This window comes from Mycobacterium sp. E802 (genome assembly GCF_001666875.1).
Lineage (GTDB): Bacteria > Actinomycetota > Actinomycetes > Mycobacteriales > Mycobacteriaceae > Mycobacterium.
The window spans coordinates 21,118-46,828 of sequence record NZ_LZJD01000133.1; the positions used below are offsets into that span (position 1 = coordinate 21,118).

The window sequence follows — 25,711 nt, forward strand, 5'->3', positions numbered from 1 at the left end:
ATGACTTCTTCTTCCACGTCTGTTGCCATCATCGGCGCCGGATTCGCCGGCATCGGCGCGGCCATCCGCCTGGCGGCCCAGGGCGTCGACGACTTCGTGATATTCGAGCGCGATACCCGCGTCGGCGGGACCTGGCGCGACAATACCTATCCCGGTGCAGCCTGCGACATCCCGTCCCGGTTGTACTCGTACAGTTTCGCGGCCAACCCGGATTGGTCGCACACCTATTCCGGCAGTGCGGAGATCCTCGAGTACATCGACGGCATGGTCGAATCGTCCGGTCTGGCACCGAAGATCCGGTTCGGCCACACCGTCGTCGGTGTCTCCTACGATGCGGTTGCCGGTGAGTGGACCGTGGAGCTGGACGGCCGGGACCCGGTGCGGGCCCGGAACGTCATCGTCGCCTCCGGCCCCCTGGCCAACGCCAGTTTCCCGAACATCCCGGGCATCGATACCTACGAGGGCCACAAGATTCACAGCGCCCGTTGGGACCACGACTACGATTTCACGGACAAACGGGTCGCGGTGATCGGGACCGGTGCCAGCGGAGTGCAGATCGTGCCGGAGCTGGTGAAGACGGCCAAATCGGTCAAGGTCTTCCAGCGCACCCCAGGGTGGGTGCTGCCGAGGGTCAACACCCCGACCAGCAGCTGGCTCAAGCGTCTCTACCGAACGCTTCCGCTCACCCAGAGCCTCATGCGCAGCGCTTGGTACTGGGGGCACGAGTCGGTCGCCCTCGGCGTGGTGTGGGACAGCCCGTTCACCCGCGTCGTCGAGGCGGTCAGCATCGCCAATCTACGTCTGCAGGTGAAGGATCCGTGGTTGCGGCGACAGCTCACCCCGGATTTCTCCGCCGGGTGCAAGCGACTGCTGATGACCAGCGAGTACTACCCCGCCCTGCAATCCGACAACTGCAAGCTCGTGACATGGCCGATTGCGCGCCTGTCTCCCAACGGGATTCGCACCGTCGAGGGCATCGAGCATCAATTCGACTGCATCGTGTTCGCCACCGGCTTCGATGTCTGCAAGACCGGCACGCCATTCGCGATCACCGGCATCGACGGGCGGGAGCTGGCCGCCGAATGGAGTCGTGGTGCCTACGCCTACCGCAGCGTCGCAGTATCGGGTTACCCCAATCTGTACTTCACGTTCGGTCCGAACTCTGGGCCCGGACACAGTTCCGCCCTGGTGTACATGGAAGCCCAGATCAACTACATCGTCGAGGCGATCTCCACTGTTCTGCGGTACGACTGGAAGTCACTGGATGTCCGCCCGGAAGCCCAGGACCGCTACAACGAGGACATCCAACGCCGTCTGCAGTCGACGACGTGGAATTCCGGTTGCCAGAGCTGGTACCTGACCGAGGACGGTTTCAACGCGACCATGTACCCGGGGTTCGCCACGCAGTACGTCAATCAGCTCAAGACGGTGAACCTGCACGATTACAAGATCACTGCACGCCGGGACAGTGAGACCGCGGCGGGCCGCGACAACGAGAGCGCCGTGGCGCAGGTCAGCGCCGATCCCCTGCCCACCGGATAGGATTTCGTGGTGACCGAGTATCGGATTGACGACCTCGCTCGGGAGGCGGGGACAACAACCCGGAACGTGCGCGTCTACCAGGACAACGGGCTCCTGCCCCGGCCCCAGCGTCGGGGCAGGGTGGCCATCTACACCGATCGCCATCTGCGGCAACTGCGCGCCATCACCCGATTGCTCGGTGAGGGCTTCACCCTCAAGCACATCACGAAGTTCCTGACCGGCTTGCAGCGCGGTCAGAACCTCGTCGACGTCCTGGATCTTTCCGATCTCGAAGAGTTGGTCACCGCGCCGTGGTCGCACCCCGAGCCGCGCACCATGTCCCTCGATGAACTCGAAGAGCGGCTCGGTGAGCTGGACCCGACGATGCTGCGACGACTGACCAACCAGGGCCTGATCGCACCGACGGCCGAGGAGAACGTCTACTCGGTCACCGATGTGCGGCTCGTCGATGACTTCGCCTCACTCGTCGCCCGCGGAATGCCGCTCGACATTCTTCTGAAAACCAGTGCGGCGGTTGACAAGAAGCTCGATGCCGCAGCGCGCGAGATGACCCGCGGGGGGCATACCGAAGTGGTCCGCCAGCGGGGGCCTGGCTGGCTACCCACCAATGATTCCGAACTCGCCTGGGCCGCGGACCTGGTGGACACCATGCGCAGGGCGGCCCGACGACTCGCCCACGCGAGCCTGGACCGCGCGTTCGACGAAGCCGTCCGCGCGGAGTTGGACGACTATCAAGCAGCGGGCAAGGCGGAACCCGATGGGGAGACCACAGCGGATCCTCCCCATCGGGCGCACGCCAAACGCGCTAAACCTCGATGACGACTGCGCCGCCCTGGCCACCGCCGGCGCACATCGCGGCGACACCGATGCCGCCACCGCGGCGCTTCAGTTCGTAGACCAGCGTGGTGACCATGCGGGCGCCCGATGCCGAGATCGGGTGTCCCAGGCTGCAGCCGCTGCCGGAGAAGTTCACCAACTCCTCATCGAGCCCGTACTCGCGGACCGCGGCGATCGGCACCGAGGCGAAGGCCTCGTTGATCTCCCACAGCGCCACATCCGACGGCTTGAGCCCGGCCCGGTCCAAGACCTTGCCGATCACCTTGACGCCGCCCAGGCCGGTGTCGCGCGGCGCGACCCCGACCGCGGCCCAGGCCTTGACCGTGGCCAGGACGTCCAGCTTCTCGGCCGCGGCATAGTCGGCATCGACGAGGGCGACAGCAGCGGCAGCATCATTGGTGCCGCTGCTGTTGCCCGCGGTGATGGAGAAACCTTCGATCTCCGGATGCAGGACCTTGAGTTCGGCGAGCTTCTCGACGGTGGTGCCGCGACGCGGATGCTCGTCGACATTGAACTCGGTGACCGAGCCGTCGGGCTGGGTGATCTTGAGTGGGACGATCTCGTCGACAAACTTGCCGGCGTCGATCGCGGCAATCGCGCGCTGATGTGACCGGGCGGCCCACGCGTCCATGTCCTCGCGGGTCAGCCCGGCCGACTGGGCGGTGTTCCAGCCGACGGTGATCGACATGTCGCGCATAGGGGCATCCGGCGTCTCCACGTGCGTGGGCGTCATCCAGCGCTCCTCGAACTTGAGCTCCGGCCCGGGGATCCGCCAGTTGGTCAGCGGCGTCATGGACAGCGACTGCACGCCACCGGCAATCAACACGCGCTCCATGCCGGAACCGATCTGCGCGGATGCATTGCCGATCGCGGTCAAGCTGCCCGCGCAGTGCCGGTTGACGGCCTGACCCGGTACCGACTGCCAGCCGAGGATGTCAGCGGCGTAGCGGGCAAGATCGCCGCCGCCGTAGTTCGATTCGGCGATGATCAGATCATCGATCGCCTCCGGGGCGATACCGGCCCGGCGAACAACCTCAGCCAGGACCGGGACGAGCAGATCTTCGGGCGGCGTGTTGACCAGCGTCCCCTTGAAGGAGCGGCCGATCGCAGTGCGGGCAGCGCCCACGATGACGGGTGTTGGCATGGTTCCACCTTTACGATATCGAGTGCTTGTGTAAACGTACCAGGAGTCCGGTTCACTGCGGTTCCGGGACGTGGAAATGCTCGTCACGCAGCCGGAACGCCTCCTTGGTGCCGTGTTGGGCCCGGGTCTTGACGAAGTTGAACTCGCCGGGTGAGAACTGCAAATTGGTGCCGTAGGCGTGGAAGAGGTAGCTGGCCACTTCTTCGCCCTGGTAGGCCTGGCTCTGTTCGACCAGTCGGAAGGCCTCCTTGGCGATCACCACCCCGTCGGCGGGCATCTTGGCCGCCTTGGTCGCCCAGTACTGCGCCCGCGCCGTCACCTGGTCGGCGGCACAGGTGTCGGTGAAGATGCCCAGATGTTCGACGGCACCGGCCTCGATGATGTCGCCGGTGAGTAGAAGCCGCCGGGCCAGCACCGGACCGAGGCGGTGGAAGAACATGTGCAGGCTTCCGAGCGCCGGGCCGAGGAACCGCGCGGCCGGCATCCCGATCTTGGTGTCGCGGGCGATGACGGAGATGTCGGTCATCAGCGCCATCTCGAATCCGCCGCCGAGCGCGTAGCCGCTGATCTCCCCCACGGTGACCTTCGGGAATCCCATGAAGTTGTGATAGAAGCCAAAGGACTTGCGGTCCACGGTGAGACGCCGCCGCTGGCTGGGACGTGACTTCTTCTGCTCTTCTTTCTTACCGTCGCCATACCAGCCGTAGGCATTGTTCATGTCCGCACCGGTACTGAACACTCCCTCGGCGCCGCGCAGCAGCACTACGGTGATGTCATCGTCGTCCGCCGCGACGTCGAGGTGGCGGGCCAGCTCGTCGCGCATCGCGGCGTCGTAGGAGTTGCGCTGCTTCGGGTTGTTCAGCGTGATGGTGGCGATCCGGTGATCGTCGTCGACCTCGAAGAGCACGCGGTCATCTGTCATTCGAAATCAGCCTCGCTTCAATGGTTTTGTCGTAACCGGCGGCCAGCGTGGTGCGCCGTGCGGCGGTCAGGTGGTCGGCGGCGAGCTTGGTCGCCCGGGCCGGGTTTCCTTCGGCGATCGCGTCCAGCAGCCGCTGGTGATCGCGCAATGCGGCGCGCATCGTCTCCTGATCGACATCGTCCCCCCACACCGACGATTCGTGCGCCGACCAGATCAACTCCAACGAACCGATCAGCAGGATCATCGGCTCGTTGCCACAACGGGACACCAACGCCTCGTGAAAGCGTCGGGCATTGGGTACGTAGTGCGACAGATCGTCGAATTGCGCGGTCTGCAGGTCGATCTCGGCCTGCAGAAACGGAACCACTTCGGTCGCACGGTCCTCCCGAGCAGCACACATCCCGGCGCAGATCGGCTCCAGATGCAGGAGAGCCTCGCTCACGTCGGCGGGCGTGGCGGACCGGGTCTGCAGGACCATGCCGATCGTGTGGGCGGTGCGGTCGGCCGAGGGCATCTGCACCACCGCGCCGCCGACGTTTCCACGGCGTACCGAGATCAACCCGTCGGTCTCCAACAGATGGATGGCTTCGCGCAATGCAGGTGGGCTGACCCCGAACTCACCGAACAGACTCTCCTGGGTGGGCAGGACGTCCCCCTCCCGCAGGCGGCCGGACAGGATGTCGTCGCGCAGCTTGGATGCCACGATCTCGGCCACCCGAGGTTGACGTATCCGATGTGCCGGCACCCTGCCCTCCACTGTTCCGCCGACGGTCTTTCCTTGCTAACTTGTACAGGATAGTAATCGCATCGTCTACTGTATGGGCAACTGTATGGCTTTGGGAGGCGGGTTTCTGATGAGCGACGAGGCGATATCGACGTCGCGCGACGGTGCCGTCCTTCGCATCACCCTGAATCGGCCGTCACGACGAAACTCGTTGAACCACAACATGGTCGACACTCTCGTGGCCGCCCTGTCGGCGGCCGCCTACGATGACTCGTTGCGGGCGATCGCGATCACCGGCTCCGGCGAGCACTTCTGCACCGGGGCGGACTGGGTTGCCACCAACAGCAGTGGAGAACGGCCCCGCACCGGCGATCTGGTCCGTCGGATCCCGCACACCGCGCACCGGATCATCGAACTGGTCGCCACCATCCAGCTACCGGTGGCCTGCGCGGTGCGGGGCTGGGCGGTAGGCCTTGGCTGCAATCTGGCGCTGGCCGCCGACTTCACGATCGCCGACACCGGGGCGACGTTCTGGGAACCGTTCATGAGCCGCGGGTTCACCCCCGACTCCGGGGCGAGCTGGCTTTTGCCGCGGCTGGCGGGAGTTGCCCGCGCCAAGCGCATGTTGCTGTTGGGCGAGAAGGTCAGCGGCGCACAGGCCGCCGACTGGGGTTTGATCCACTCCGCGGTACCCGCCCCTGACCTCGACACCGCCACAGAGGAGCTGCTGGCCCGGCTCGCCGCCGGCCCCACTGTGGCGATCGGTCTGGCCAAACAGGCCATCGCCTTCGGTCAGCACGCGAGCCTGAATCAGACCATGAACCAGGAACTGTCCAATTTGGAACTCTCCTGCCGTACCACCGATTTCAAAGAAGGCCTGGCCGCGTTCCGGGAACGCCGCGACCCGGACTTCCGAGGCCGATAAGGGGAACACATGACTGCGTCTGTCACCTACGACACCATCAAATACGAGGTGGACGGCCACAAGGCCACCATCACCTTGAACCGGCCCGAGGCGCTCAATGCGCTGTCGCCACACATGATCACCGAGTTGCGGGCGGCCTACGCCGAAGCCGAGAACGACGACAACGTCTGGTTGATGATCGTCACCGCCACCGGCCGGGCGTTCTGCACCGGAGCCGACGTGAAAGAGATACCCGGCGACGGCAAGGTCGTCAACGAGCGGCCCTACCTGTCCACTTACGAGCAGTGGGAGGCACCCCAGGAAGGCACTCCGCCGTTTCGCACGATGGCCAAACCGGTCGTCGTGGCGATCAACGGGATCTGCTGTGGCGCCGGACTGGATTGGGTCACCACCGGCGACATCGTGATCGCCTCGGACCAGGCCACGTTCTTCGACCCGCACGTGAGCATCGGCCTGGTGGCCGCCCGGGAGATGGTGCGGCTCGCCCGCGCGCTGCCGCGTTCGGTGGCGCTACGGATGGCGTTGATGGGCAAGCACGAGCGGATGACCGTCGAACGGGCCTACGAGCTCGGACTGATCACCGAGATCGTGGAACACGGCAAGCTGCTGGAACGTGCCCACGAGATCGCCGACACGGTGTGTCTCAATGCGCCGCTGGCCGTTCGGGGCACCCGGTTGGCCATTCACAAGACCCTGGACCTGCCGCTACACGAGGGCGAGATTCTGGCCGAGACCTTCCGCGAGCGCGTGGTGCGCACCGAGGACGCGCTGGAAGGCCCGCGGGCGTTTGTGGAGAAGCGCAAGCCCAACTGGCAGGCGCGGTAAGCCATGGACACGATCCTGCTCGATCGGGACCACGACGCTCGCGTTGCTACGGTGACCCTCAACCGGCCCGAGTCGTTGAACTCGTTCAACCGCACCATGTGCCACGAGATGCGCGATGCCTGGCATGCCATCAAGGAGGACGAGGGCATCAACGCCGTCGTACTGCGGGCGGCCGGCGACCGGGCGTTCAGCGCCGGGTTGGACGTCAAGTCCAGTTACGGGCAACCCGAGATCGTCTGGAACCACGAGGATCCAGGTGAGCTTCTCAGCCCGAAGTGGCAGAAGATGTGGAAGCCCGTGGTGTGCGCGGTACAGGGCATGTGCACCGCCGGTGCGTTGTACTTCGTCAACGAGGCCGACGTCGTGATCTGCTCGGAAGAGGCCACCTTCTTCGACTCGCACGTCAGCGCGGGACTGGTCTCGGCCCTCGAGCCCATCGGGCTGATGCGTCGGGTGGGACTCGGCGACACGTTGCGAATGGCGTTGATGGGTAACGACGAACGCGTCAGCGCGGAGACTGCGCTGCGGATCGGTCTGGTCACCGAGGTGGTGGCCCGCGACGAGCTCTGGGATCGCGCGCACGAGATCGCGGCGAGCATCGCCGCCAAACCGCCGACCGCCACCCAGGGCACAGTCAAGGCCATCTGGGAATCCCTGGACAAGCCGTACCGGGCCGCCATGGACCAGGGGCTGATCTACACCCGGCTGGGCAACCCGATCGCCAAGTCCGAGTTGGCCGAGCGCCCGCTGACTAAGAACAAGCCCTGGATCCGGTGATGACTCATCCGCTCTCGCAACGCATCTCCTATGTGCTCGACTTGGAGCCGACTGCCCGCGCGATCCAATACGACGGCGACTGGGTCACCTGGGGTCAACTTGCCAGCCTGGCCCGGCGCATCGGTGCGGTATCGGCCGGCACCCGGGTGGGGATCATGCTGCGCAACCAACCCGCCCATGTGGCAGCACTTCTCGGCGTGTTGGCCGCCGGTGGCACCGTGGTCGTGATCAATCCCTCGCGTGGTGACGAGCGGACCCGAGCCGACGTCGAAGCCCTGGCCCTGCCGGTGTTGATCGGCCTGGCAGACGATCTCGCCACCCTGGCCACGCCCTCCCCCACAACGACGACGGTGGCCATCCGCGATCTCGACACCGAGCCCGAGGTCACGCCGGCCCCGAGCCCAGCGGCCGACGCGGGCCGTCCCGGCGTGGCGGTGTGGATGCTGACCAGCGGTACCACCGGGCCACCCAAACGCGTCGACCTCACCTACGACATGCTGGCCCGCAGCGTGATCGGCCGTGATCCCGAGAATGCCGCGGCGCCCACTGAATTGCGCCGCGGGGTGGCGATCGTCAACTCACCGCTGGTGCATGTCGGTGGGGTGTTCCGGGTGTTGCTGTGCATCGCCGAGGCGCGGCCGTTCGTGCTGCTGCCCAAGTTCGAACTGCGACGCTGGGCCGATGCCGTCCGGGAGCATCACCCCAAGGCGGTGTCACTGGTGCCCGCCGCGCTGCGCATGGTGCTGCACTCCGATCTCACCCGCGACGATCTGGCGGGGATTCGCGCTGTCACCTCCGGCACCGCCCCGCTGTCGGCCGACGACGCCGACGCGTTCACCGAGAAGTTCGGCATCCCGGTGCTCACGTCGTATGCCGCCACCGAGTTCGGCGGTGGAGTGGCCAGTTGGACACTGACCGACCACCAGAAGTACTGGAAAGACAAACGCGGCAGCGTCGGCCGAGCCAATCCCGGTGCCGAGCTACGCGTCGTCGACTCCGATGGCGCCGTTCTTCCGGCAGGCGAAAAGGGCTTGCTGGAGGTCAAACCGGCGCAGTTCGACGCCGATGCCGACTGGTTGCGCACGACCGACCTGGCCCGCATCGACGCCGACGGGTTCGTTTGGATTCTCGGTCGCGCCGACCAGGCCATCATCCGCGGCGGGTTCAAGGTGATGCCCGATGATGTCCGCACCGCTTTGGAAAGCCATCCCGCCGTCCTGGGCGCGGCGGTGATCGGTATGCCCGATGACCGACTGGGTGAGACCCCGGTGGCCATGGTCGAGTTGCGCGGGCCGGCCCCGGCGGCCGAATTGACCGATTACCTGCAGGGTCGGCTGGCCCGATACGAGGTCCCCACAAAGATCGCCATCGTCGACACCATCCCCCGCACTCCGTCGGGCAAGGCCGATCTCGGTGCCATACGGGAGTACTTCTCTGCCAGTGCCTGACACCGTTCCCGGACTCCTGCGCGGATGCACTGAGCATCCGCTGTTGATCTGCGGCGGTGACCGGATCAGCTACACCGAGGCCGAACGCCGTTCGGCCTCGGTGGCGCGCGGGCTGATCCGCCTCGGCGCGGGCAAAGGTACGCACGTCGGGCTGCTGTACCCGAACGGGATTGATTTCGTGGTGGCGATGCTGGCCGCCTCGCGAATCGGGGCGGTGGTGGTGCCGTATTCGACGTTCCTTACCGCCACCGAGCTGACTCATCAACTGCTCGACAGCGATACTGCGATCCTGTTGTCGGCGCGGAGTTATCGCAACCACGATTATGTGCAGCGCCTGGACGGGGTCAAGGCCCCGTGCCTGCGGCACGTGCTGTTCGACCTGCCGCACGCCGACGGGCCAGACCTGGCCGGGTTGGAGGATGACGTCGACGAATCTGACGTGTTGGCGATCATCTACACGTCGGGCTCCACGGGCGCACCCAAAGGCGTCGTGCACACGCACGGCGGCCTGCTGGCGCATCAAAGAAGTCTCAACGAGATCCGCGGTCTCACTGCCACTGACCGGTTGTTCTGCAATTCCCCGTTCTTCTGGATCGGCGGATTCGCGTTCGGGCTGCTGGCCACCATGACTGCCGGTGCCACCTTGATCTGCTCGACCGCCGAGGACGCCGGCGCCACCCTCGATCTGCTGGACGCCGAGAAGCCCACCGTCACCAATGGTTTCGTGGCCGGCATCACCGAGCTGACCCGGCACCCCAGCTACCCGGACCGGACGTTTTCAGCGCGCCGCGGCAATCTGTATCCGATCATGACGCCCGACTCCCGGCCCGCCGATCCAGAGCTACGGCACAACATGCTGGGCATGACCGAGACCGGCAGCGTGGTGTTGATCGACGCTGACGAGGGCGATCAGCCCGAACATCGGCGCGGCAGTTACGGCCGGCCGGCACCCGGGTTCGAGACGAAGGTGCTGCCGTCGGGTGAATTGTGTGTGCGCGGACCGTATCTCATGCAGGGCTACTACGGGCGCCACCGCGAGGACTGCTTCGATGCCGACGGCTGGTTCCACACCGGGGATCTGGTGCGCGTCGACGACGACGGCCATGTCTACTTTCTCGGCCGGGCCGGGTCGATGATCAAGACCGCCGGCGCCAACGTCACACCCGGCGAAGTCGAGAAGGCGTTGGCGGCGCTCGGCTATTCGGCACATGTGATCGGACTGCCTGATCCCGAACGAGGGCAGAGCGTGGCCGCCGTCGTGGCGCTGGACGACGCGTCGCGATTCGACGAGGACGAGGTTCGTCGGGCACTGCGAACCCGGTTGTCGGCCTACAAGGTGCCGCGCCGGTTCGCGGTGATACCACGCGACGAGATACCCGTGTTGTCGAGCGGCAAAATCGATTATCCCGCCCTGGCCGGACTGTTCGATGGCTGACCCGACTCTGACCGTAGACGCCGTCGTACGCGCGAACGCGACGGTGATGGCAGACAAGCCCATGGTGATCGACCCCGCATCCCGGCTTGCCTATGCCGAACTCGACTCCGACACCGCAGCATTAGCTGCCGGGTTCATCGCAGCCGGCGTCACCAAGGGGTCGCGCGTTGGCCTCATCATGCCCAACGGGGTGGACTGGGTCCGCATCGCCGTGGCGCTGATGCGGATCGGCGCAATCCTGGTGCCGTTGAGTACCCTGTTGCGCCCCGGTGAACTGGCCGCACAACTTCGCATGGCATCGGTGCAGTTCCTGGTATCGGTCGAGGAGTTCCGGGGCCAGCGCTACCCGGTACAGCCGGATCAGTTGCCCGCGCTGCGTGCCGTGTGGACCACCGCGCAGGCACTGGCGTTCACCGGACCACGCGACGCCGCCAATGCGCTGGCTGACCGAGTGCGCGAAAGCGACCCGATGGTGATCATGTTCACCTCCGGGAGCAGCGGAGCGCCGAAGGGCACCGTACATTCGCACCGAAACGCCCTGGGTGCCGTGCGATCTGGGCTGCACGCACGGTGTGTCACAGCTGACACCCGGCTGTATTTGCCCATGCCGTTCTTCTGGGTCGGGGGTTTCGGCGCAGGCATCCTCACCGCCCTGATGGCCGGGGCCACCCTGGTCACCGAGCCGATCCCACGGCCGGACTCGACTCTGGCCCTGCTGCAACGCGAACGCGTCACACTTTTCCGCGGTTGGCCCGAGCAGGCCGAGGCGCTGGCCCGTCACGCGCATTCCGCAGATTTGAGCAGGTTGCAACCCGGCAGTCTCGAGGCGCTGTTGCCGGCGGGCCTACGGTCGCGCCCCGGGGCGCGGGCATCGTTGTTGGGCATGACCGAGTCGTTCGGCCCCTACTGTGGATTCCGGGCCGACACCGATATGCCGGAGACGGCGTGGGGCAGCTGCGGCAAGCCGTTCGACGGTATGGACGTCCGCATCGTCGACACCGACACCGGAACACCACTGCCGCACGGGGAAACCGGGGTGATCCAGATCCGGGGCCCGCACCTGATGCGAGGTATCTGTCGGCGCACGCGAGAGCAGGTGTTCACCCCGGACGGCTACTATCCCACCGGCGACCTCGGCTACCTCGACGAGGATGGGTTCCTGTTTTACCGCGGCCGGTCCGACGACATGTTCAAGGTCCGGGGCGCCAGCGTGTACCCCAGTGAAGTACAGCGGGCGCTGCGGTCCATTACCGGCGTGCGTGCCGCTCATGTGGTCAATGTCCCTGACGGCCAAATTAACCGGGTCGGTGCGGTCGTGGTGGGTGACGGGCTGACGGTCGAGTCAGTGCGCGCCGCGGCCGCTGCGGCCGTGAGTTCGTTCAAGGTGCCCACGTTGTGGACGCTGCTCGAAGACGAGGACGCCGTGCCGCGCGGCGCCACCGGAAAGATCGACAACTCCGCCCTGCGGGCCATGTTGAAAGAAGGTGTCCGGCAATGAAAACCAAAGGCGCGCTGGTGTGGAATTTCGGTGAGCCGTGGTCGATCGAGGAGATCGAGATCGGCGACCCGCGGTCCGGGGAGGTGAAGGTACAACTGGAAACGGCGGGCTTGTGCCACTCTGATCATCATCTAATGACCGGGGACATCCCGATGGCCGACTTCCCGATCCTGGGCGGGCATGAGGGTGCCGGGGTGATCGTGGAGGTCGGCCCGGACACCGAGGGTCTGCAGGTCGGCGATCATGTGGTGATGTCGTTCATCCCCTCGTGCGGCAGCTGCCCGGCCTGCCAGGTCGGCCTACGCAATCTGTGCGACCTGGGCATGGGCCTGTTGGCCGGTGCCTCTGTCTCCGATGGGTCGTTCCGGGTCCAGACCAAGGGGCAGAACGTGATCCCCATGTCCCTGCTCGGTACCTTCTCTCCCTACGTGGTGGTGCACCGAACCTCCGTGGTGAAGATCGACCCGTCGATCCCGTTCGAGGTGGCCTGCCTCGTGGGCTGCGGGGTGACCACGGGATACGGCTCGGCCGTCCGCAGCGCCGACGTCCGGCCCGGTGAAGACGTGGCCGTCATCGGCATCGGCGGTGTCGGCACCGCGGCCCTGCAGGGCGCCGCGATCGCCGGTGCCCGCCGTATCTTCGCCGTCGACCCGGTGGAATGGAAGCGCGAGCAGGCACTGAAATTCGGTGCCCGCGAGGCCTTCCCGGACATGCCCACCGCCCTTGCCGGGGTCGCCGCTGCCACCGGCGGACGAATGTGTCACAAGGTCATCGTCACCGTCGGGCGCACCGAGGGCGACCAGGTGGAATCGTGGATGCAGCTCACCGCCAAGGGCGGTACGTGCGTGCTCACCGCGATGGGCAACGTCGTCGACGACGACACCACGCTCAACCTGGCCGGTTTGACCCTGCTGCAGAAAAGTCTGCAGGGCAGCCTGTTCGGCGGCGGCAATCCGCAATTCGACATCCCGAATCTGCTGACGCTCTACCAGCTCGGTGAGTTGAACCTCGACGACATGGTGACCCGCGAGTACCGCCTGGAACAGATCAACGACGCCTACCGGGACATGTTGGAGGGACGCAACATTCGCGGCATGATCCGCTACACGGATGCCGACCGATGACCGCTGACATCTTCGAACTGTTCGAGCTGATCGGCTATCGGGATGCCCCAGGCTCCGACGACGAGGCCGTCGTCGAGCTTCCGGTGGCACGGCACGTGGTCAACACCAACGGTGGACTGCAGGGCGGGCTGCTCGCCACGCTCGTGGACACCGCCGCAGGCAAGCTCGCCATGCGCCAGTTGCCACCCGGTCACAGCGTGGTGACCTCCGACCTCAACCTGCGCTATCTGCGGCCGGTCACCGCCGGCGCCGCGCGTGCCGTGGCGCGCCTCGTGCACAGCGGCAAGCGCTCCATGGTGATCCAGGTCGAGATCTTCACCGTGCCCGACAACGACCTGGCCGTCGTCGCCTCCGTCAGCTTTGCGAAGATCCGGGTGAAGGAGGCAGCGACATGAAGCTCGGACTTTCCACCCCCATCGTGATGCAGCACCCTGGTGAGTTCTCGCCCTGGGAGGCAACCGCCGGCGCCGACGAGCTGGCACTGGTGGCCGAGGCGGCCGACCGGCTGGGTTTTCACCACCTCACCTGTGCCGAGCACACCGGAATCCCCGCCTCGGCTGCCGGGGTGCGCGGAACGGTGTACTGGGATCCGTTGGCCACCTTGTCGTTCCTGGCTGCCCGCACCCGCCAGATCCGGTTGGCCACCGCCGTCGTCGTGCTGCCCTATCACCATCCGGTGGCGCTGGCCAAGAGCTACGGCACGCTCGACCGGCTCAGCGGCGGCAGAGTCATCCTCGGCGTCGGCGTCGGATCGCTCACCGAGGAGTTCGAGCTTCTCGGTGCCCAATGGACCGATCGGGGCACGGCAGCCGACCGTGACATTGCCACCCTGCGCGCCGCCTGGGGGCAGCCGGTGGTCGACGGCTTCGCCATCGAACCGCATGCACCCCGCACGGATGTGTCGGTCTGGGTGGGCGGGCGCACCAAGCGCTCGCTACGGCGGGCAGTCGAATGGGGCACCGGTTGGATGCCTTTCGCCCTCTCGCCGGACACCATCGCCGAGTTCCTCAGCCGCCACCAGCTACCCGCCGATTTCGACGTCGTCCTCTCCCCCGGCGTGTCGCTGGATCCGCTCGGCGACCCGTCCGGCACCCGCCGTCGACTCGAGCGGCTGCGTGAGGTTGGGGCCACGGTCGCCAACTGCTCGGTGCAGGCGCGCAGTGCCGAACACTTCTGTGAGCAACTCGCGGCGCTACACGCGATCGGTGAGGATCTCTGAGTCACACGATCTGGTTCGCCCGCAGCTCGGCGATCTGCGCTGCGTCATAACCGATCTCGGACAGCACCTCGTCGGTGTGCTCGCCCAACAGCGGGGCTCGTCGGCGGATCGTCCCCGGGGTCGCCGACATCCGGAACGGCGTCTCGATGATCGGCACGTCCCGTGATGCACCGGGGAACGGCACGCGCTGTAGGTAGCCCATGGCCTGCACATGCGGATCGTCGAGGACGTCCTGCGTGGAATGCAGCGGTGCGGCAGGCATTTTCGCCTTTTCCAGCAACGCCAACACGTCAGCCTTGGTCTTGTCGGCACACCACTGCGCCATGATGTCGTTGAGGATGTCGCCGTTGGCCCAGCGGATGTCGTCGTTGGCGAAGCGTGGGTCGTCGAACAGTTCTTCGCGCCCCACCAGCCGGCACCACCGCTTGAACATCGGTTGTCCGGCCACCTGCAGCAGCACCCACTGGTCGTCGGCGGTGCGGTAGAGGTCGCACGGGGCGACCGACGCCCCCTTGTTGCCCATCCGAGGCTTGTCGACCTGCAGCAGTTCCCGCTCGATCAAGAACGCATTCGACAGCATCAGGGCGGTGGGCAGGAGCGCGCCCTCGACGTGCTGGCCTTCGCCGGTCTTGTCGCGGTGATACAGCGCCATCATCACCCCGATCGCCAACGTGAGCGCGGTGCCGAAGTCCGCATACGGCACCACCGTTCGGATCGGCTGGTCCGGCAGGCCCTGTCGGTACACCGCTCCCGACATCACCTGCCCGGCCCCGTCGAAGCCGATCTTCTCGCTGTAGGGTCCGCCTTCTCCGTAGGCGGTGGCGCTGGCCAGGATGATGTCCGGCTTGACCGCCTTGAGGGTCTCGTAATCCAGCCCGCTGGAACGCATCCCAGCAGCCGGCATGTTGGCGATCACGATGTCAGCGCTCGCCACCAGCCGGCGGGTGATCTCGGCGCCCTCGGCCGTCGTGGAGTCCAGGGTCAGGGAACGCTTGTTGCGGTTGCACTGCAGGAACGTGCCGCCCTCACCGCCTTCGGTGACCGCCTGCACCCAACGATCCTCGCCGCCTTCACGTTTCTCCACCCGCAACACGTCGGCTCCCATATCGGCCAGGATCGCGCTGCACCACGGTGCGGCGATGAACCTGCCGTAATCGAGCACGCGGATCCCGTCGAGAACCCCTGCCATCCTGGCTCACCTTCCTTCGGCGAGCAGACGCAAACCCGTACATTTTTGCACCGAGATGTACGGGTTTGTGTCTGCTCGCGGGATAAATCGCTACTCCAGCACGCCGAGCCGGTCGAGATGATCAGTGAGCGGTTTGGAGGCCGCACACAGATGCTCGGCCATCGCCGCACGGGCCGAATCCCCGTCCCGCTCCCTCAGCGCGGCGAGGATCCGGCGATGGTCGTGGGTGGACTGTTCGGGCCAACCCTCGACCGTCGGGTACACCGATTCCAGTGCGTACCGGGTGATCTGGGACATCAGTTGGGCCAGTTTTGGTGACTCGGCCGCGCGATTGACCCCGCGGTGGAATGCGTGGTTGAGCCGGACCGCCGCCTCATGATCATTGTGCGCGTAGGCATCTTCCAGCTCACCCTGAATCCGGTCGAGTTCGTCGAGCTGGCTGTCGGTGATCTGCGCCGCGGCCCGCGACGCCAGCTGACCACCGATGTGGGCCTGGACACCGGCTACGTCATCGATGTCGCGGCGGGTCACCGGCAGCACCAGGAACCCGCGGCGGGGCTGCTGGGTCAGCAGTCCCTCGGTGCGCAGGCCGAACAACGCTTCCCGCACCGGCGTCACGCTGATTCCCAACTCGGCCGCGAGTTGCTCGAGCCGGATGTAATTGCCTGCCGGATAGGTGCCGTCGAAGATCCGTCTCCGGATCAGCCGCGCCACGTCCTCGGCCAACTGTGGCCGAGAAGCGAAATCGGGGATGGACACGGCTCAGACCCGATAGTCGGAGAGCAGCCGCTTGCTGATGATGTTCTTCTGGATCTCGCTGGTGCCCTCCCCGATCAGCAGGAACGGGGCATCCCGCATCAGCCGCTCGACCTCGTATTCCTTGGAGTAGCCATACCCGCCGTGGATCCGGAAGCTCTGCTGGGTGACCTCCGAGCAGAACTCACTGGCCAGGTACTTCGCCATCCCCGCGGCGACATCGTTGCGCTCACCAGAGTCCTTGAGGCGGGCGGCGTTGACCATCATCAGGTGGGCGGCCTCGACTTTGGTTGCCATCTCGGCCAATTGGAAGGCCACCGCCTGGTGCTCGGCGATCGGCTTGCCGAACGTCTCCCGCTGCTGCGCATAGCGCACCGCCAACTCGAAGGCCCGGATCCCGACGCCACAGGCGCGGGCCGAGACGTTGACGCGACCGACCTCGACCCCGTCCATCATCTGGAAGAAGCCCTGGCCGGTCACGCCACCGAGAACGTCGTCCGCGCTGGCGCGGTAACCATCGAAGATCAACTCGGTGGTGTCGATGCCCTTGTAGCCGAGCTTGTCGAGCTTGCCCGGAATGGTCAGTCCCGGAACGACTTCGCCGAAGCCAGTGGGCTTTTCGACCAGGAACGCCGTCAGGTTGCGGTGCGGTTTGTCGGCACCCTCGTCGGTGCGCACCAGCGCGGCCACCAGGGTGGAACTGCCACCGTTGGTCAGCCACATCTTCTGACCGCTGATGAGGTAATCGCCGTCGGGCTGTTTGGCGGCCCGGGTCCGAATGGCCGCCACGTCCGAACCCAGCTCGGGCTCGGACATCGAGAACGCCCCGCGGGTCTCGCCGGTGGCCATGCGGGGCAGGAAGTTCTGCTTCTGCGCGTCGGTCCCGTGCTGCCGGATCATGTACGCGACGATGAAGTGGGTGTTGATCACCCCCGACACGCTCATCCAACCGCGCGCCAGCTCCTCGACACACAACGCGTAGGTGAGCAGCGATTCGCCGAGCCCGCCGTACTCCTCGGGAATCATCAACCCGAACAGGCCCATGTCCTTCATCTGATCGACGATGGCCTGCGGGTAGGTGTCCGAGTGCTCGAGCTCCTGCGCGGTCGGGATCACCTCTTTGTCGACGAATTGCCGTACCGTCGCAACGATCTCGGTCTGGAACTCGGTGAGTCCCAGCGTCTGCGCAAGTCTGGTCACGATGCCACCCTCTCGAAAACCGCGGCGAGCCCCTGGCCGCCGCCGATGCACATGGTCTCCAACCCGTAGCGGGCCTGACGCCGATCGAGCTCCCGGGCCAGGGTGGCCAGCATGCGGCCGCCCGTCGCCCCCACCGGATGCCCCAGCGAGATCCCGGACCCCCGGACGTTGGTGCGCTCGAAGTCGGCGTCGCCGAACTTCCACTCCTTCATCACGGCGAGCGCCTGGGCGGCGAAGGCCTCGTTGAGTTCGATCAAATCGATGTCGCTCAGTTGCAGACCGGCTTTGGCCAGAGCCGCCTCGGTGGCCGGCACCGGTCCGATGCCCATGACGTTGGGCGCCACCCCGGCCGAACCCCACGACACCAGCCGCACGAGCGGCCTCAGTCCGAGCTCGGCGGCCTTCTCCGGGGTGGTGACGATGCACATGGACGCGGCGTCGTTCTGACCGCTGGAGTTCCCGGCCGTCACGGTGGCCTCTGGATCCTGTTTGAGCAGAACGGGTTTGAGCTTGGCCAGAACCTCGACCGTGGTGTCGGCACGGGGGTGCTCATCGGTGTCGATGAGCTGCTCGCCTTTTCGGTCGCGAACGGTCACCGGGATGATCTCCTCGGTCAGCACGCCGGATTCCTGGGCGGCCACCGCGCTGCGATGCGACCGCACCGCGAGCTCGTCCTGCTCGGCGCGGGTGATGCCGTACTCGCGACGCAAATTCTCGGCGGTCTCCAACATGCCGCCGGGCACCGGGTAGAACTGTCCACCGGCGGTCGTACGACCGCGGGCGAGGCCGTCGTGGATCTGCACCCCGGAACGTGCACCGCCCCAGCGCATGTCGGTGGAGTAGAACGCGACGTTGCTCATGCTTTCGGCGCCGCCGGCGATCACCAGATCGTTGTCACCGCTGCGGACTTGCATACAGGCCTGGATCACGGCCTGCAGCCCGGAGCCGCAGCGCCGGTCGACCTGCATCCCGGGGACTGTGATCGGCAGGCCGGCGTCGAGTGCCACCACGCGGCCAATGGCCGGGGCCTCACTGTTGGGATAGCAGTGGCCCAGAATCACGTCCTGCACCTGATCCGGTGCCACCCCGGTGCGTTCCAACAGGCCTTTGAGGGCGACGACGCCGAGGTCGACGGCGCTCAACGACTTGAACATGCCGCCGTAGCGGCCGATCGCGGTGCGGACCGGTTCGCAGATGACCGCCTCGGGAGTGCTCATACGTGCCGACCGCCGGTCACCTCGAGCACGGTCCCGGTCATGTACGACGACAGGTCACTGGCCAAGAACAGCGCCACCTTGGCCACTTCATCGGGTTCACCGGCACGACCCATCGGGATCTCGGCCAGCTTCTCGTCCCAAATCCGTTGCGGCATAGCCTCGGTCATCGCCGAGCGGATCAGCCCCGGCTGGATGGCGTTGACCCTGACCCCGAGATACGCGAGTTCCTTCGCCGACGCCTTGGTCATGCCGACGATGCCGGCCTTGGCCGCCGAGTAGTTGGTCTGGCCGACCAGGCCGACCTTGCCCGAGATCGAGGACATGTTGACGATCGCGCCGCGCTTGTTTTCCCGCATGATCGCTGCCGCCGATTTGGTGCCGTTCCAGGTGCCCTTCAGGTGCACCGCGATGACCTGGTCGAACTGCTCCTCGGTCATCTTGCGCAGGGTGGCGTCACGGGTGATGCCCGCGTTGTTCACCATGATGTCCAGCCCGCCGAATCGCTCGACGGCGGCCCGCACGAGCGCCTCGACCTCAGCGGAGGACGTGACGTCACAGCGCACCGCCGTCGCGACGTCCGGGCCACCGAGTTCCTGGGCGGCAGCCTCGGTGGCCTCGAGGTTGACGTCGCCGAGCACCACCCGGGCGCCCTCGTCGATGAAACGCCGCGCAATGGCCAGGCCAAGACCCTGGGCACCGCCTGTCACCACTGCAGTCTGACCGGTCAGCAACGACACCTGATCACCTAACTTTCGATCCCGGGGGCTCTGTCAGCCTAGGATCATATTTCATATACGATATTGCAAGTCATCACCCCGCCGGATTCCGCGCGAAGAAATGGAGCCTGCCCTGTGACCACCACCGCGGCCCCCGCCGAAGTCAGCGACGAGGATTTCGCCGAGATCTTGGCGCAGACCCGCAGCTTCATCCGCACCGCCGTGGTGCCGCGCGAGAACGAGATCCTGGCCACCGACAAGGTGCCCGACGACCTTCGCCAGCAAGCCAAGGACATGGGGCTGTTCGGCTATGCGATCCCCCAACAGTGGGGCGGCTTGGGTCTCAACCTGGCCCAAGACGTCGAGCTGGCAATGGAATTCGGCTACACCTCGCTGGCCTTGCGATCAATGTTCGGCACCAACAACGGCATCGCCGGGCAGGTTCTCGTCGGCTTCGGCACCGACGAACAGAAGACCCGATGGCTGGAGGGCATTGCCTCCGGTGACGTCGTGGCCTCCTTCGCGCTGACCGAACCCGGAGCGGGATCCAACCCGGCAGGCTTGCGCACCAAGGCTATTCGCGACGGTGATGACTGGGTGATCGACGGCCAGAAGCGGTTCATCACCAACGCCCCCACCGCCAACCTGTTCGTGGTGTTCGCCCGCACCCGGCCCGCCGACGAAAACGGAGCGGGTATCGCGGTGTTCCTGGTGCCGGCCGAGGCAGCCGGTGTCGAGGTCGGCGTCAAGGACGCCAAGATGGGCCAGGAAGGCGCCTGGACCGCCGATGTCACCTTCACCGACGTGCGGGTGCCCGACGCCGCGCTCGTCGGCGGCAGCGAGGACGTCGGCTACCGCGCCGCCATGACCTCCCTGGCCCGGGGCCGGGTCCACATCGCCGCGCTCGCCGTCGGATCCGCCCAACGCGCCCTCGACGAATCGGTTGCCTACGCTGCCGCGGCCACCCAGGGCGGCCAACCGATCGGCAGTTTCCAACTCGTGCAGGCGATGATCGCCGATCAGCAGACCGGAGTAATGGCCGGACGTGCGTTGGTGCGCGATGCCGCCGCCAAGTGGGTGTCCGGCGAAGACCGTCGCATCGCCCCGTCAGCCGCCAAGCTGTTCTGCACCGAAATGGCCGGCAATGTCGCCGATCTCGCGGTCCAGATCCACGGCGGTACCGGCTACATGCGTGAGGTACCGGTCGAGCGCATCTACCGCGAGGTCCGCCTGCTGCGCCTCTATGAGGGCACCAGCGAGATCCAGCGACTCATCATCGGCGGCGGGCTGGTCAAGGCCGCCCAACGTCAGCTCTGAACCCATCCGCAGACCCCTTAAGGAGAATTCATGACCGAGCGGCTGGCCGGAAAGGTCGCGTTCATCACCGGAGCTGCCCGTGGCCAGGGACGCGCACACGCCGTCCGAATGGCCAAGGAGGGCGCCGACATCATCGCGATCGACATCGCCGCGCCGCTGCCGCCGAGCGTGCCCTACGACTCGGCGACCCCCGAAGACCTGGCCGAAACCGTGCGCCTGGTCGAGGCCACCGGTAAGCGAATCCTGGCTGCCACCGCCGACACTCGCGATCTCGACGCGCTGCGGGCCGTGGTCGACAAGGGGGTGGCCGAGTTCGGTCGGCTCGACATCATCGTCGCCAATGCCGGCATCACCGTGCCCGAGGCGTGGAACGAGACCACCCCCGAATCGTTCCGCGACGTCATCGACATCAACCTGACGGGCACCTGGAACACCGTGATCGCCGGGGCTAAGCACATCATCGACGGCGGCCGCGGCGGCTCGATCATCCTGATCAGCTCCGCGGCCGGGATCAAGATGCAGCCGTTCATGGTGCACTACACCGCCAGCAAGCACGGTGTCACCGGCCTGGCCCGCGCCTTCGCTGCCGAATTGGGCAAGCACCGAATCCGGGTCAACAGCCTGCATCCCGGCGCAGTCAACACCCCGATGGGCACCGGCGACATGATGGCCGCACTCAACCGGGCCAATGAGACCAACCCCGGTTTGATGCAGATGGTCACACCGTTCCTGCCGGACTGGATCGCCGAACCCGAGGACATCGCCGACGCCGCCTGCTGGCTGGCCAGTGACGAGTCGCGGTTCGTCACCGCCAGCAAGGTGGCCGTCGACCTGGGCTCCACCCAGTTCTGAGACCCGCCGTGTCCAGCCCCATCGGTACCGACTTCGCCGACGCGCTGGCAGCCGGACTCAAGCGGTACGGCGATCGGCCGTTCATCGAGTTTGCCCGAAAGTGGTACTCGGGCAACGCCATCACGGATTTCATCGAGTGCATCGACGGCGCCCTGACTGCCGCCGGAGTCACGACGGATGAGCCGGTCGGCATCGTGGTACGCAACCACGTGCCACACGCCGCAGCCATCCTAGGGTTTATCGCCGGCCGGCGGCCGGTGGTGATGATCTACTCGTATCAATCGGCCTCCGGGATCGCGCGGGACGTCGAAAGCCTGAAATTGCCGGCGATCCTGGCCGAGGTCGACGATTTGACACCGGAACTCGACACCGCGGTGCGCTCAGTGGGCTCGGCCGTCCTCTCGCTGTCCGACGATCCCCTTACGGTCGCGGTCACGGCACCCCGGCAGCCGGGCCGTCGTCACGATCCGAAGCTGGAGCAGGCCGGCCTGCACATCCTGACCAGCGGCACCACCGGCCCACCCAAGCGAATCCCGGTGGCCACCAAGGTTCTTGCCCACACCGTGCTGAGCATGACGATCGGCTCAGGCACCGAAGCGGTCGGGCCGGACACCCCGCCGGCCCTGGTGTACTGGCCGTTCGGCAGCATCGGCGTCTGCCAACTGTTGGCCGCGCCATGCGCGGGTAAACGCATGGTGCTGCTGGAGAAATTCAGCGTCGACGCGTGGGTACGCGCCGTCAAGACACACCGGATCACCCGGGCCGGAGTGCAACCGGCCATCATCCGAATGTTGCTGCAGGCCGACGTCGCGCCCGAGGACCTGGCCTCCCTGGAGGGGTTGTCCGGCGGCTCCGGCCCGTTGGAACCGGAACTGCGCGCGGAATTCGAGAGCCGCTACGGAATCCCACTGCTGTGGGCCTATGGGGCAACAGAATTCGCCGGCTCGGTGTGCAGCTGGACACCGGAGTTATATCGGCGCTACGGCGCCGACAAACCCGACAGCGTGGGCCCTCCCCTACCCGGCGTGCGCGTTCGTATCGTCGACCCGGACACCGGGGCCGAGGTGCCGACCGGCAGCGCCGGACTGCTGGAAGCCAGCGTCGAGGTCATCGGACCGGACTGGGTGCGCACCACGGATCTGGCGTCGATGGACGAGGACGGGTTCGTGACCCTGCACGGCCGGGGCGACGGCGCGATCAACCGTGGTGGGTTCAAGATTCTTCCGGAAACGGTTCGGCGGGTACTGATCTCACACCCCAGCGTGCTCGACGCTTGCGTGGTGGGTGTCCCCGATGCCCGCCTGGGTCAGGTGCCGTTCGCCGCAGTTGAGCTGAGACGAGGCGCTGTGGCGCCGACCGAGGACGAGTTGAAAGACCTGGTCCGTGAAGCACTCCCGAGCCATCACGTGCCGGTGGCCGTGACGGTTGTCGACGCACTCCCGCGCAATGCGGCGCTCAAGGTGCGGCCCGACGACGTCGCCGCGCTGTACCGCCCCTAACTTTTCCCCCGCGAGCAGACACAAAACCGCACTTTTTCGCGTAAGAAGCTACGGTTTTGTGTCTGCTCGCGGGGGAAAGTCACGCCGTGACCAACGTGCGGGTCAAGAACTTCACCTGGTCGTCGGCGGCGGTCTCGAACCAGTCGTGTCCCGGCCAGACGTCGAAGTGATCGCACGGGTAGTGATGGACCTGCGCGCGGGCCTGCACCGCCGTCTTCATCACCGAATTGGCCGGCACGAACCGGTCGAAATCGGCAATCTGAATCAGCACCGGGCATTTCAGCGCCTTGGCCGCGGCGCCGGTGCGGATCTGCACCAGCTCCATGCCAATCGCCGAGTCCACCTCATTGCGCCACGTCGGTCCGGCGATCGCGGTGTAGCTGTCGTACGCACCCTCGAGCGCCAGTGCGCCGGCCTCCCCCGGTTTGGCCGCCAGAGGCATCAATGTCGGCCGCCCGCCACGGGCCACCGCCACTCGGCTCTTCACCCCCGCCAGCGTCCAGCGCAGCGCTGATGCGACGTCGCGGTGCGCCACCGCCGCCCGGCTGGCGGCCAGCCCACTGGTCAACGGCGTCATCCCGATCACGGCGGCCACGTCGGCACATTGCGCAGCCACCCGCAGCACATGACTGCCGGAGAACGACGAGCCCCACAACACCACCCGCCGAGGGTCGACACCCGGTAGGCCTTGGGCCGCGGTGATCGCGGCGGTGTAATCCGCCATCTGCCGCTCGACCGAAACACTTTGGCGCGGTTGCCCTTCGGAGGCGCCGAAACCCCGATAATCGAACGCCAGCACGTCCAGGCCGGCTTCACTGAACCGTTCGGCGAAGGGTTGCAGTCCCGAATCCTTGGTGCCACCGAAGCCGTGTGCCATCACCACGACCGGCCGCCCGGACGGGCCGGTGAAGCCGTCGCCCGCGGCGGTGAAATGCCATGCACTGCACCGCTCACCCGCCGAGTAGAACGTGAGCTCGGTGTAGGTCATGCCGTCACCCCCACACGCTCTCTGCCGGCAGCCCGCTTCGCACCGGCGGGCAATTCACGGGCGCGGATGTCGTGTTCGTAGTAGAAGTAGTCCACCTGCTGGGTGTGCCGAGGCCGGTCGGTGCAGTGTCCGGCGTGCAGCTGCTGATCGGCGTCGATCACCCGCTCCATCTCCGCTGCCGAGGGCAGTGCATATCGACCGACCGCATAGGCCGCCAGCAGCCGGGACTGGCACTCGACGAACGGGAACAGTGTCGGGATGGCCTGCGCAAAACCCATGAACACCAGATCGTCCATGCCGGGCTTGAACATCCGCTTATAAAGCCGGATGTGATTGTCCGGAGCACTGATCAGTCCCGGGTCGAAGAACGGGAACGTGATGTTGTAGCCGGTGGCATAGACGATCACGTCGAAGACGTCACTGGTGCCGTCCTCGAAATGCACGGTGTCACCGTCCAATCGGGACACATTGGGTTTCGGGATGACGTCACCGGAGCCGAGCCGCAGCGGCAATTCCACCGATTGCGTCGGGTGTGCCTCGAACAGTTTGTGATTCGGCGCGGGCAACCCGTACATCGTCGGATCGGCGCCGAGGGCAGGCGCGATCAACTGCACCAGCTTGCGCTGCCACGACAACGGAATGTAGGGGTTGGTGCGGAAGTACTTGTCACCCGGTTGTCCGGCAATGTATTTCGGCACGATCCACGCGCTCGAACGGGTGGACAGCGTCACCCGGTTCTGCAGCGATTTCGACGACAGCTCGACGGTGATGTCGGCGGCACTGTTACCGATACCCACCACCAGGATTCGCTTGCCGGTCAGCTCGAGTGGCTCGGTGGGGTCGATGTAGTGGTGGGAATGGATCGACGCACCGGTGAATGTTCCCGGGAACTCCGGCAGTCGCGGATCCCAGTGGTGACCGTTGGCGACGACGAGCAGGTCGAACTCGCGGCGGGCACCGGCCTGGTCCTCGATCTCCCATCCGCCGCCGTCGCGACGGGCCGCATGCACCACGCCGTTGTTGAACTCGATGTGGTCGAGCATTCCGAAGGCGTTCGCGTAGGCGTCGAGATAGGCCTTGATGTCGGAGTGATGCGGGAACGACGGGAAGTGCTCGGGTATCGGAAAGTCCTTGAACGACAACCGATGCTTGCTGGTGTCGATGTGCAGGGAGCGATAGGCACTGCTGTGTCCGTTCGGATTCCGGAAGGCCCAGTTGCCGCCGACGCGGTCCGATGTCTCGAACGTCGTGTACGGCACCCGGTAGTCCTTGAGCATCTTCCCGGCGGTGAGCCCGCTGATGCCTGCGCCGATGATCGCCGTCCGCGGAAGTGAATGCGCCAACCCAGTGCTCCTCACGTTGTGATGCAGAACACTAACAGCAGCGTTTGACGGGCGTCAACGGATTCTGACAACTGTCAGAAAGCGCACGAACAGACATAAACCCGCACCAAAAGCCCAGTTTTGGTGCGGGTTTGTGACTCAGTGTCAGTCTGGATTTTGCCGCGTTGCGGTGGTTGGGTCTGGATCATCTGGTGTCTGGCTCAGTTTGTGTCTG

24 protein-coding genes are annotated in these 25,711 nt (G+C 66.1%); 14 read left to right on the top strand and 10 right to left on the bottom strand.

The window, feature by feature from the left end:
- Both A5699_RS19485 and A5699_RS19490 read left to right on the top strand, forming a co-directional pair.
- On the top strand, positions 1-1,542 hold the full coding sequence (locus A5699_RS19485; protein ID WP_067772490.1) for an NAD(P)/FAD-dependent oxidoreductase: 1,542 nt from the start codon (positions 1-3) through the stop codon (positions 1,540-1,542).
- 9 nt (positions 1,543-1,551) lie between these two features.
- Positions 1,552-2,361, top strand: a complete 810-nt coding sequence (locus tag A5699_RS19490; protein WP_067772563.1) for a MerR family transcriptional regulator — start codon at positions 1,552-1,554, stop codon at positions 2,359-2,361.
- On the opposite strand, the gene A5699_RS19495 is transcribed toward A5699_RS19490, so the two are convergent.
- The 3 genes from A5699_RS19495 to A5699_RS19505 are packed head-to-tail and all read right to left on the bottom strand — an operon-like array spanning position 2,348 to position 5,190.
- Entirely contained in the window at positions 2,348-3,523 is a 1,176-nt protein-coding gene (locus A5699_RS19495) for a thiolase family protein (RefSeq protein WP_067772492.1), read from the bottom strand. The two genes, A5699_RS19490 and A5699_RS19495, sit on opposite strands and share 14 nt — an antisense overlap.
- Before the next feature lie 52 nt (positions 3,524-3,575).
- Positions 3,576-4,445, bottom strand: a complete 870-nt coding sequence (locus tag A5699_RS19500) for an enoyl-CoA hydratase/isomerase family protein (RefSeq protein WP_067772495.1) — start codon at positions 4,443-4,445, stop codon at positions 3,576-3,578.
- On the bottom strand, positions 4,435-5,190 hold the full coding sequence (locus A5699_RS19505) for a FadR/GntR family transcriptional regulator (RefSeq protein WP_067772498.1): 756 nt from the start codon (positions 5,188-5,190) through the stop codon (positions 4,435-4,437). The genes A5699_RS19500 and A5699_RS19505 overlap by 11 nt, the downstream gene beginning before the upstream one ends.
- A gap of 85 nt (positions 5,191-5,275) precedes the next feature.
- Between A5699_RS19505 and A5699_RS19510 the strand changes: the two genes are divergently transcribed.
- From A5699_RS19510 to A5699_RS19550, 9 genes are read left to right on the top strand one after another with little or no spacing between them, the layout of a single operon-like run.
- Positions 5,276-6,094 carry an enoyl-CoA hydratase/isomerase family protein gene (locus tag A5699_RS19510; RefSeq protein WP_067772501.1) on the top strand — a complete coding sequence of 273 codons (819 nt, stop codon included), beginning with the start codon at positions 5,276-5,278 and terminating at the stop codon, positions 6,092-6,094.
- A 9-nt stretch (positions 6,095-6,103) separates the two neighbouring features.
- The gene (locus A5699_RS19515; RefSeq protein ID WP_067772504.1) at positions 6,104-6,919 is read left to right on the top strand and encodes an enoyl-CoA hydratase/isomerase family protein; all 816 of its coding nucleotides are present in this window, start codon (positions 6,104-6,106) and stop codon (positions 6,917-6,919) included.
- 3 nt (positions 6,920-6,922) lie between these two features.
- Positions 6,923-7,696 carry an enoyl-CoA hydratase/isomerase family protein gene (locus tag A5699_RS19520; RefSeq protein WP_067772506.1) on the top strand — a complete coding sequence of 258 codons (774 nt, stop codon included), beginning with the start codon at positions 6,923-6,925 and terminating at the stop codon, positions 7,694-7,696.
- A complete protein-coding gene (locus tag A5699_RS19525; RefSeq protein ID WP_067772509.1) occupies positions 7,696-9,144 on the top strand; it encodes a class I adenylate-forming enzyme family protein in 1,449 nt (482 codons plus the stop codon). The genes A5699_RS19520 and A5699_RS19525 overlap by 1 nt, the downstream gene beginning before the upstream one ends.
- Positions 9,131-10,579 (top strand): class I adenylate-forming enzyme family protein, encoded by a 1,449-nt coding sequence (locus A5699_RS19530; RefSeq protein ID WP_369806731.1) that lies wholly within the window; start codon positions 9,131-9,133, stop codon positions 10,577-10,579. The genes A5699_RS19525 and A5699_RS19530 overlap by 14 nt, the downstream gene beginning before the upstream one ends.
- Positions 10,572-12,077, top strand: coding sequence for a class I adenylate-forming enzyme family protein (locus A5699_RS19535; RefSeq protein WP_067772515.1), 1,506 nt, complete (start codon positions 10,572-10,574; stop codon positions 12,075-12,077). Before A5699_RS19530 ends, A5699_RS19535 begins: the two co-directional genes overlap by 8 nt.
- Positions 12,074-13,201 (top strand): NDMA-dependent alcohol dehydrogenase, encoded by a 1,128-nt coding sequence (locus tag A5699_RS19540; RefSeq protein WP_067772518.1) that lies wholly within the window; start codon positions 12,074-12,076, stop codon positions 13,199-13,201. Before A5699_RS19535 ends, A5699_RS19540 begins: the two co-directional genes overlap by 4 nt.
- Positions 13,198-13,596 carry a PaaI family thioesterase gene (locus A5699_RS19545; RefSeq protein WP_067772520.1) on the top strand — a complete coding sequence of 133 codons (399 nt, stop codon included), beginning with the start codon at positions 13,198-13,200 and terminating at the stop codon, positions 13,594-13,596. The genes A5699_RS19540 and A5699_RS19545 overlap by 4 nt, the downstream gene beginning before the upstream one ends.
- A complete protein-coding gene (locus A5699_RS19550; RefSeq protein WP_067772524.1) occupies positions 13,593-14,420 on the top strand; it encodes a TIGR03619 family F420-dependent LLM class oxidoreductase in 828 nt (275 codons plus the stop codon). The genes A5699_RS19545 and A5699_RS19550 overlap by 4 nt, the downstream gene beginning before the upstream one ends.
- Before the next feature lies 1 nt (position 14,421).
- Here A5699_RS19550 and A5699_RS19555 read toward each other — a convergent pair whose 3' ends face one another.
- From A5699_RS19555 to fabG, 5 genes are all read right to left on the bottom strand, one after another.
- Entirely contained in the window at positions 14,422-15,609 is a 1,188-nt protein-coding gene (locus A5699_RS19555; protein WP_067772527.1) for a CaiB/BaiF CoA-transferase family protein, read from the bottom strand.
- Positions 15,610-15,699: 90 nt separating this feature from the next.
- Positions 15,700-16,368: a GntR family transcriptional regulator gene (locus A5699_RS19560; RefSeq protein ID WP_067772530.1), complete on the bottom strand. Its 669-nt coding sequence runs from the start codon at positions 16,366-16,368 to the stop codon at positions 15,700-15,702.
- Between the two features lie 3 nt (positions 16,369-16,371).
- Entirely contained in the window at positions 16,372-17,565 is a 1,194-nt protein-coding gene (locus A5699_RS19565) for an acyl-CoA dehydrogenase family protein (protein WP_067772536.1), read from the bottom strand.
- Positions 17,562-18,782, bottom strand: coding sequence for an acetyl-CoA C-acetyltransferase (locus tag A5699_RS19570; RefSeq protein WP_067772538.1), 1,221 nt, complete (start codon positions 18,780-18,782; stop codon positions 17,562-17,564). Before A5699_RS19570 ends, A5699_RS19565 begins: the two co-directional genes overlap by 4 nt.
- Positions 18,779-19,519 (bottom strand): 3-oxoacyl-ACP reductase FabG, encoded by a 741-nt coding sequence (fabG, locus tag A5699_RS19575; RefSeq protein WP_067772540.1) that lies wholly within the window; start codon positions 19,517-19,519, stop codon positions 18,779-18,781. The genes A5699_RS19570 and fabG overlap by 4 nt, the downstream gene beginning before the upstream one ends.
- A 114-nt stretch (positions 19,520-19,633) precedes the next feature.
- On the opposite strand from fabG, the gene A5699_RS19580 reads away from it, so the two are divergent.
- Genes A5699_RS19580 through A5699_RS19590 form a run of 3 tightly spaced genes read left to right on the top strand, consistent with a single transcriptional unit; the run spans position 19,634 to position 23,166 of the window.
- Complete coding sequence (locus A5699_RS19580) at positions 19,634-20,815, top strand: acyl-CoA dehydrogenase family protein (RefSeq protein ID WP_067772542.1); 1,182 nt, start codon at positions 19,634-19,636, stop codon at positions 20,813-20,815.
- A gap of 30 nt (positions 20,816-20,845) precedes the next feature.
- Entirely contained in the window at positions 20,846-21,667 is an 822-nt protein-coding gene (locus A5699_RS19585; protein WP_067772544.1) for a mycofactocin-coupled SDR family oxidoreductase, read from the top strand.
- Positions 21,668-21,675: 8 nt separating this feature from the next.
- Complete coding sequence (locus A5699_RS19590; RefSeq protein WP_082957787.1) at positions 21,676-23,166, top strand: class I adenylate-forming enzyme family protein; 1,491 nt, start codon at positions 21,676-21,678, stop codon at positions 23,164-23,166.
- A 79-nt stretch (positions 23,167-23,245) separates the two neighbouring features.
- Here A5699_RS19590 and A5699_RS19595 read toward each other — a convergent pair whose 3' ends face one another.
- Together A5699_RS19595 and A5699_RS19600 are read right to left on the bottom strand one after the other, a co-directional pair.
- Positions 23,246-24,154 carry an alpha/beta hydrolase gene (locus tag A5699_RS19595; protein ID WP_067772550.1) on the bottom strand — a complete coding sequence of 303 codons (909 nt, stop codon included), beginning with the start codon at positions 24,152-24,154 and terminating at the stop codon, positions 23,246-23,248.
- A complete protein-coding gene (locus tag A5699_RS19600) occupies positions 24,151-25,497 on the bottom strand; it encodes an NAD(P)/FAD-dependent oxidoreductase (RefSeq protein ID WP_067772552.1) in 1,347 nt (448 codons plus the stop codon). Before A5699_RS19600 ends, A5699_RS19595 begins: the two co-directional genes overlap by 4 nt.
- Positions 25,498-25,711: the final 214 nt, after the last annotated feature.

Coding starts and splice junctions, on each gene's coding strand:
- A5699_RS19485 (WP_067772490.1), top strand. CDS start 1: ATGACTTCTTCTTCCACGTCTGTTGCCATCATCGGCGCCGGATTCGCC.
- A5699_RS19495 (WP_067772492.1), bottom strand. CDS start 3,523: ATGCCAACACCCGTCATCGTGGGCGCTGCCCGCACTGCGATCGGCCGC.
- A5699_RS19500 (WP_067772495.1), bottom strand. CDS start 4,445: ATGACAGATGACCGCGTGCTCTTCGAGGTCGACGACGATCACCGGATC.
- A5699_RS19510 (WP_067772501.1), top strand. CDS start 5,276: ATGGCTTTGGGAGGCGGGTTTCTGATGAGCGACGAGGCGATATCGACG.
- A5699_RS19515 (WP_067772504.1), top strand. CDS start 6,104: ATGACTGCGTCTGTCACCTACGACACCATCAAATACGAGGTGGACGGC.
- A5699_RS19520 (WP_067772506.1), top strand. CDS start 6,923: ATGGACACGATCCTGCTCGATCGGGACCACGACGCTCGCGTTGCTACG.
- A5699_RS19525 (WP_067772509.1), top strand. CDS start 7,696: ATGACTCATCCGCTCTCGCAACGCATCTCCTATGTGCTCGACTTGGAG.
- A5699_RS19535 (WP_067772515.1), top strand. CDS start 10,572: ATGGCTGACCCGACTCTGACCGTAGACGCCGTCGTACGCGCGAACGCG.
- A5699_RS19540 (WP_067772518.1), top strand. CDS start 12,074: ATGAAAACCAAAGGCGCGCTGGTGTGGAATTTCGGTGAGCCGTGGTCG.
- A5699_RS19545 (WP_067772520.1), top strand. CDS start 13,198: ATGACCGCTGACATCTTCGAACTGTTCGAGCTGATCGGCTATCGGGAT.
- A5699_RS19550 (WP_067772524.1), top strand. CDS start 13,593: ATGAAGCTCGGACTTTCCACCCCCATCGTGATGCAGCACCCTGGTGAG.
- A5699_RS19555 (WP_067772527.1), bottom strand. CDS start 15,609: ATGGCAGGGGTTCTCGACGGGATCCGCGTGCTCGATTACGGCAGGTTC.
- A5699_RS19570 (WP_067772538.1), bottom strand. CDS start 18,782: ATGAGCACTCCCGAGGCGGTCATCTGCGAACCGGTCCGCACCGCGATC.
- A5699_RS19585 (WP_067772544.1), top strand. CDS start 20,846: ATGACCGAGCGGCTGGCCGGAAAGGTCGCGTTCATCACCGGAGCTGCC.
- A5699_RS19595 (WP_067772550.1), bottom strand. CDS start 24,154: ATGACCTACACCGAGCTCACGTTCTACTCGGCGGGTGAGCGGTGCAGT.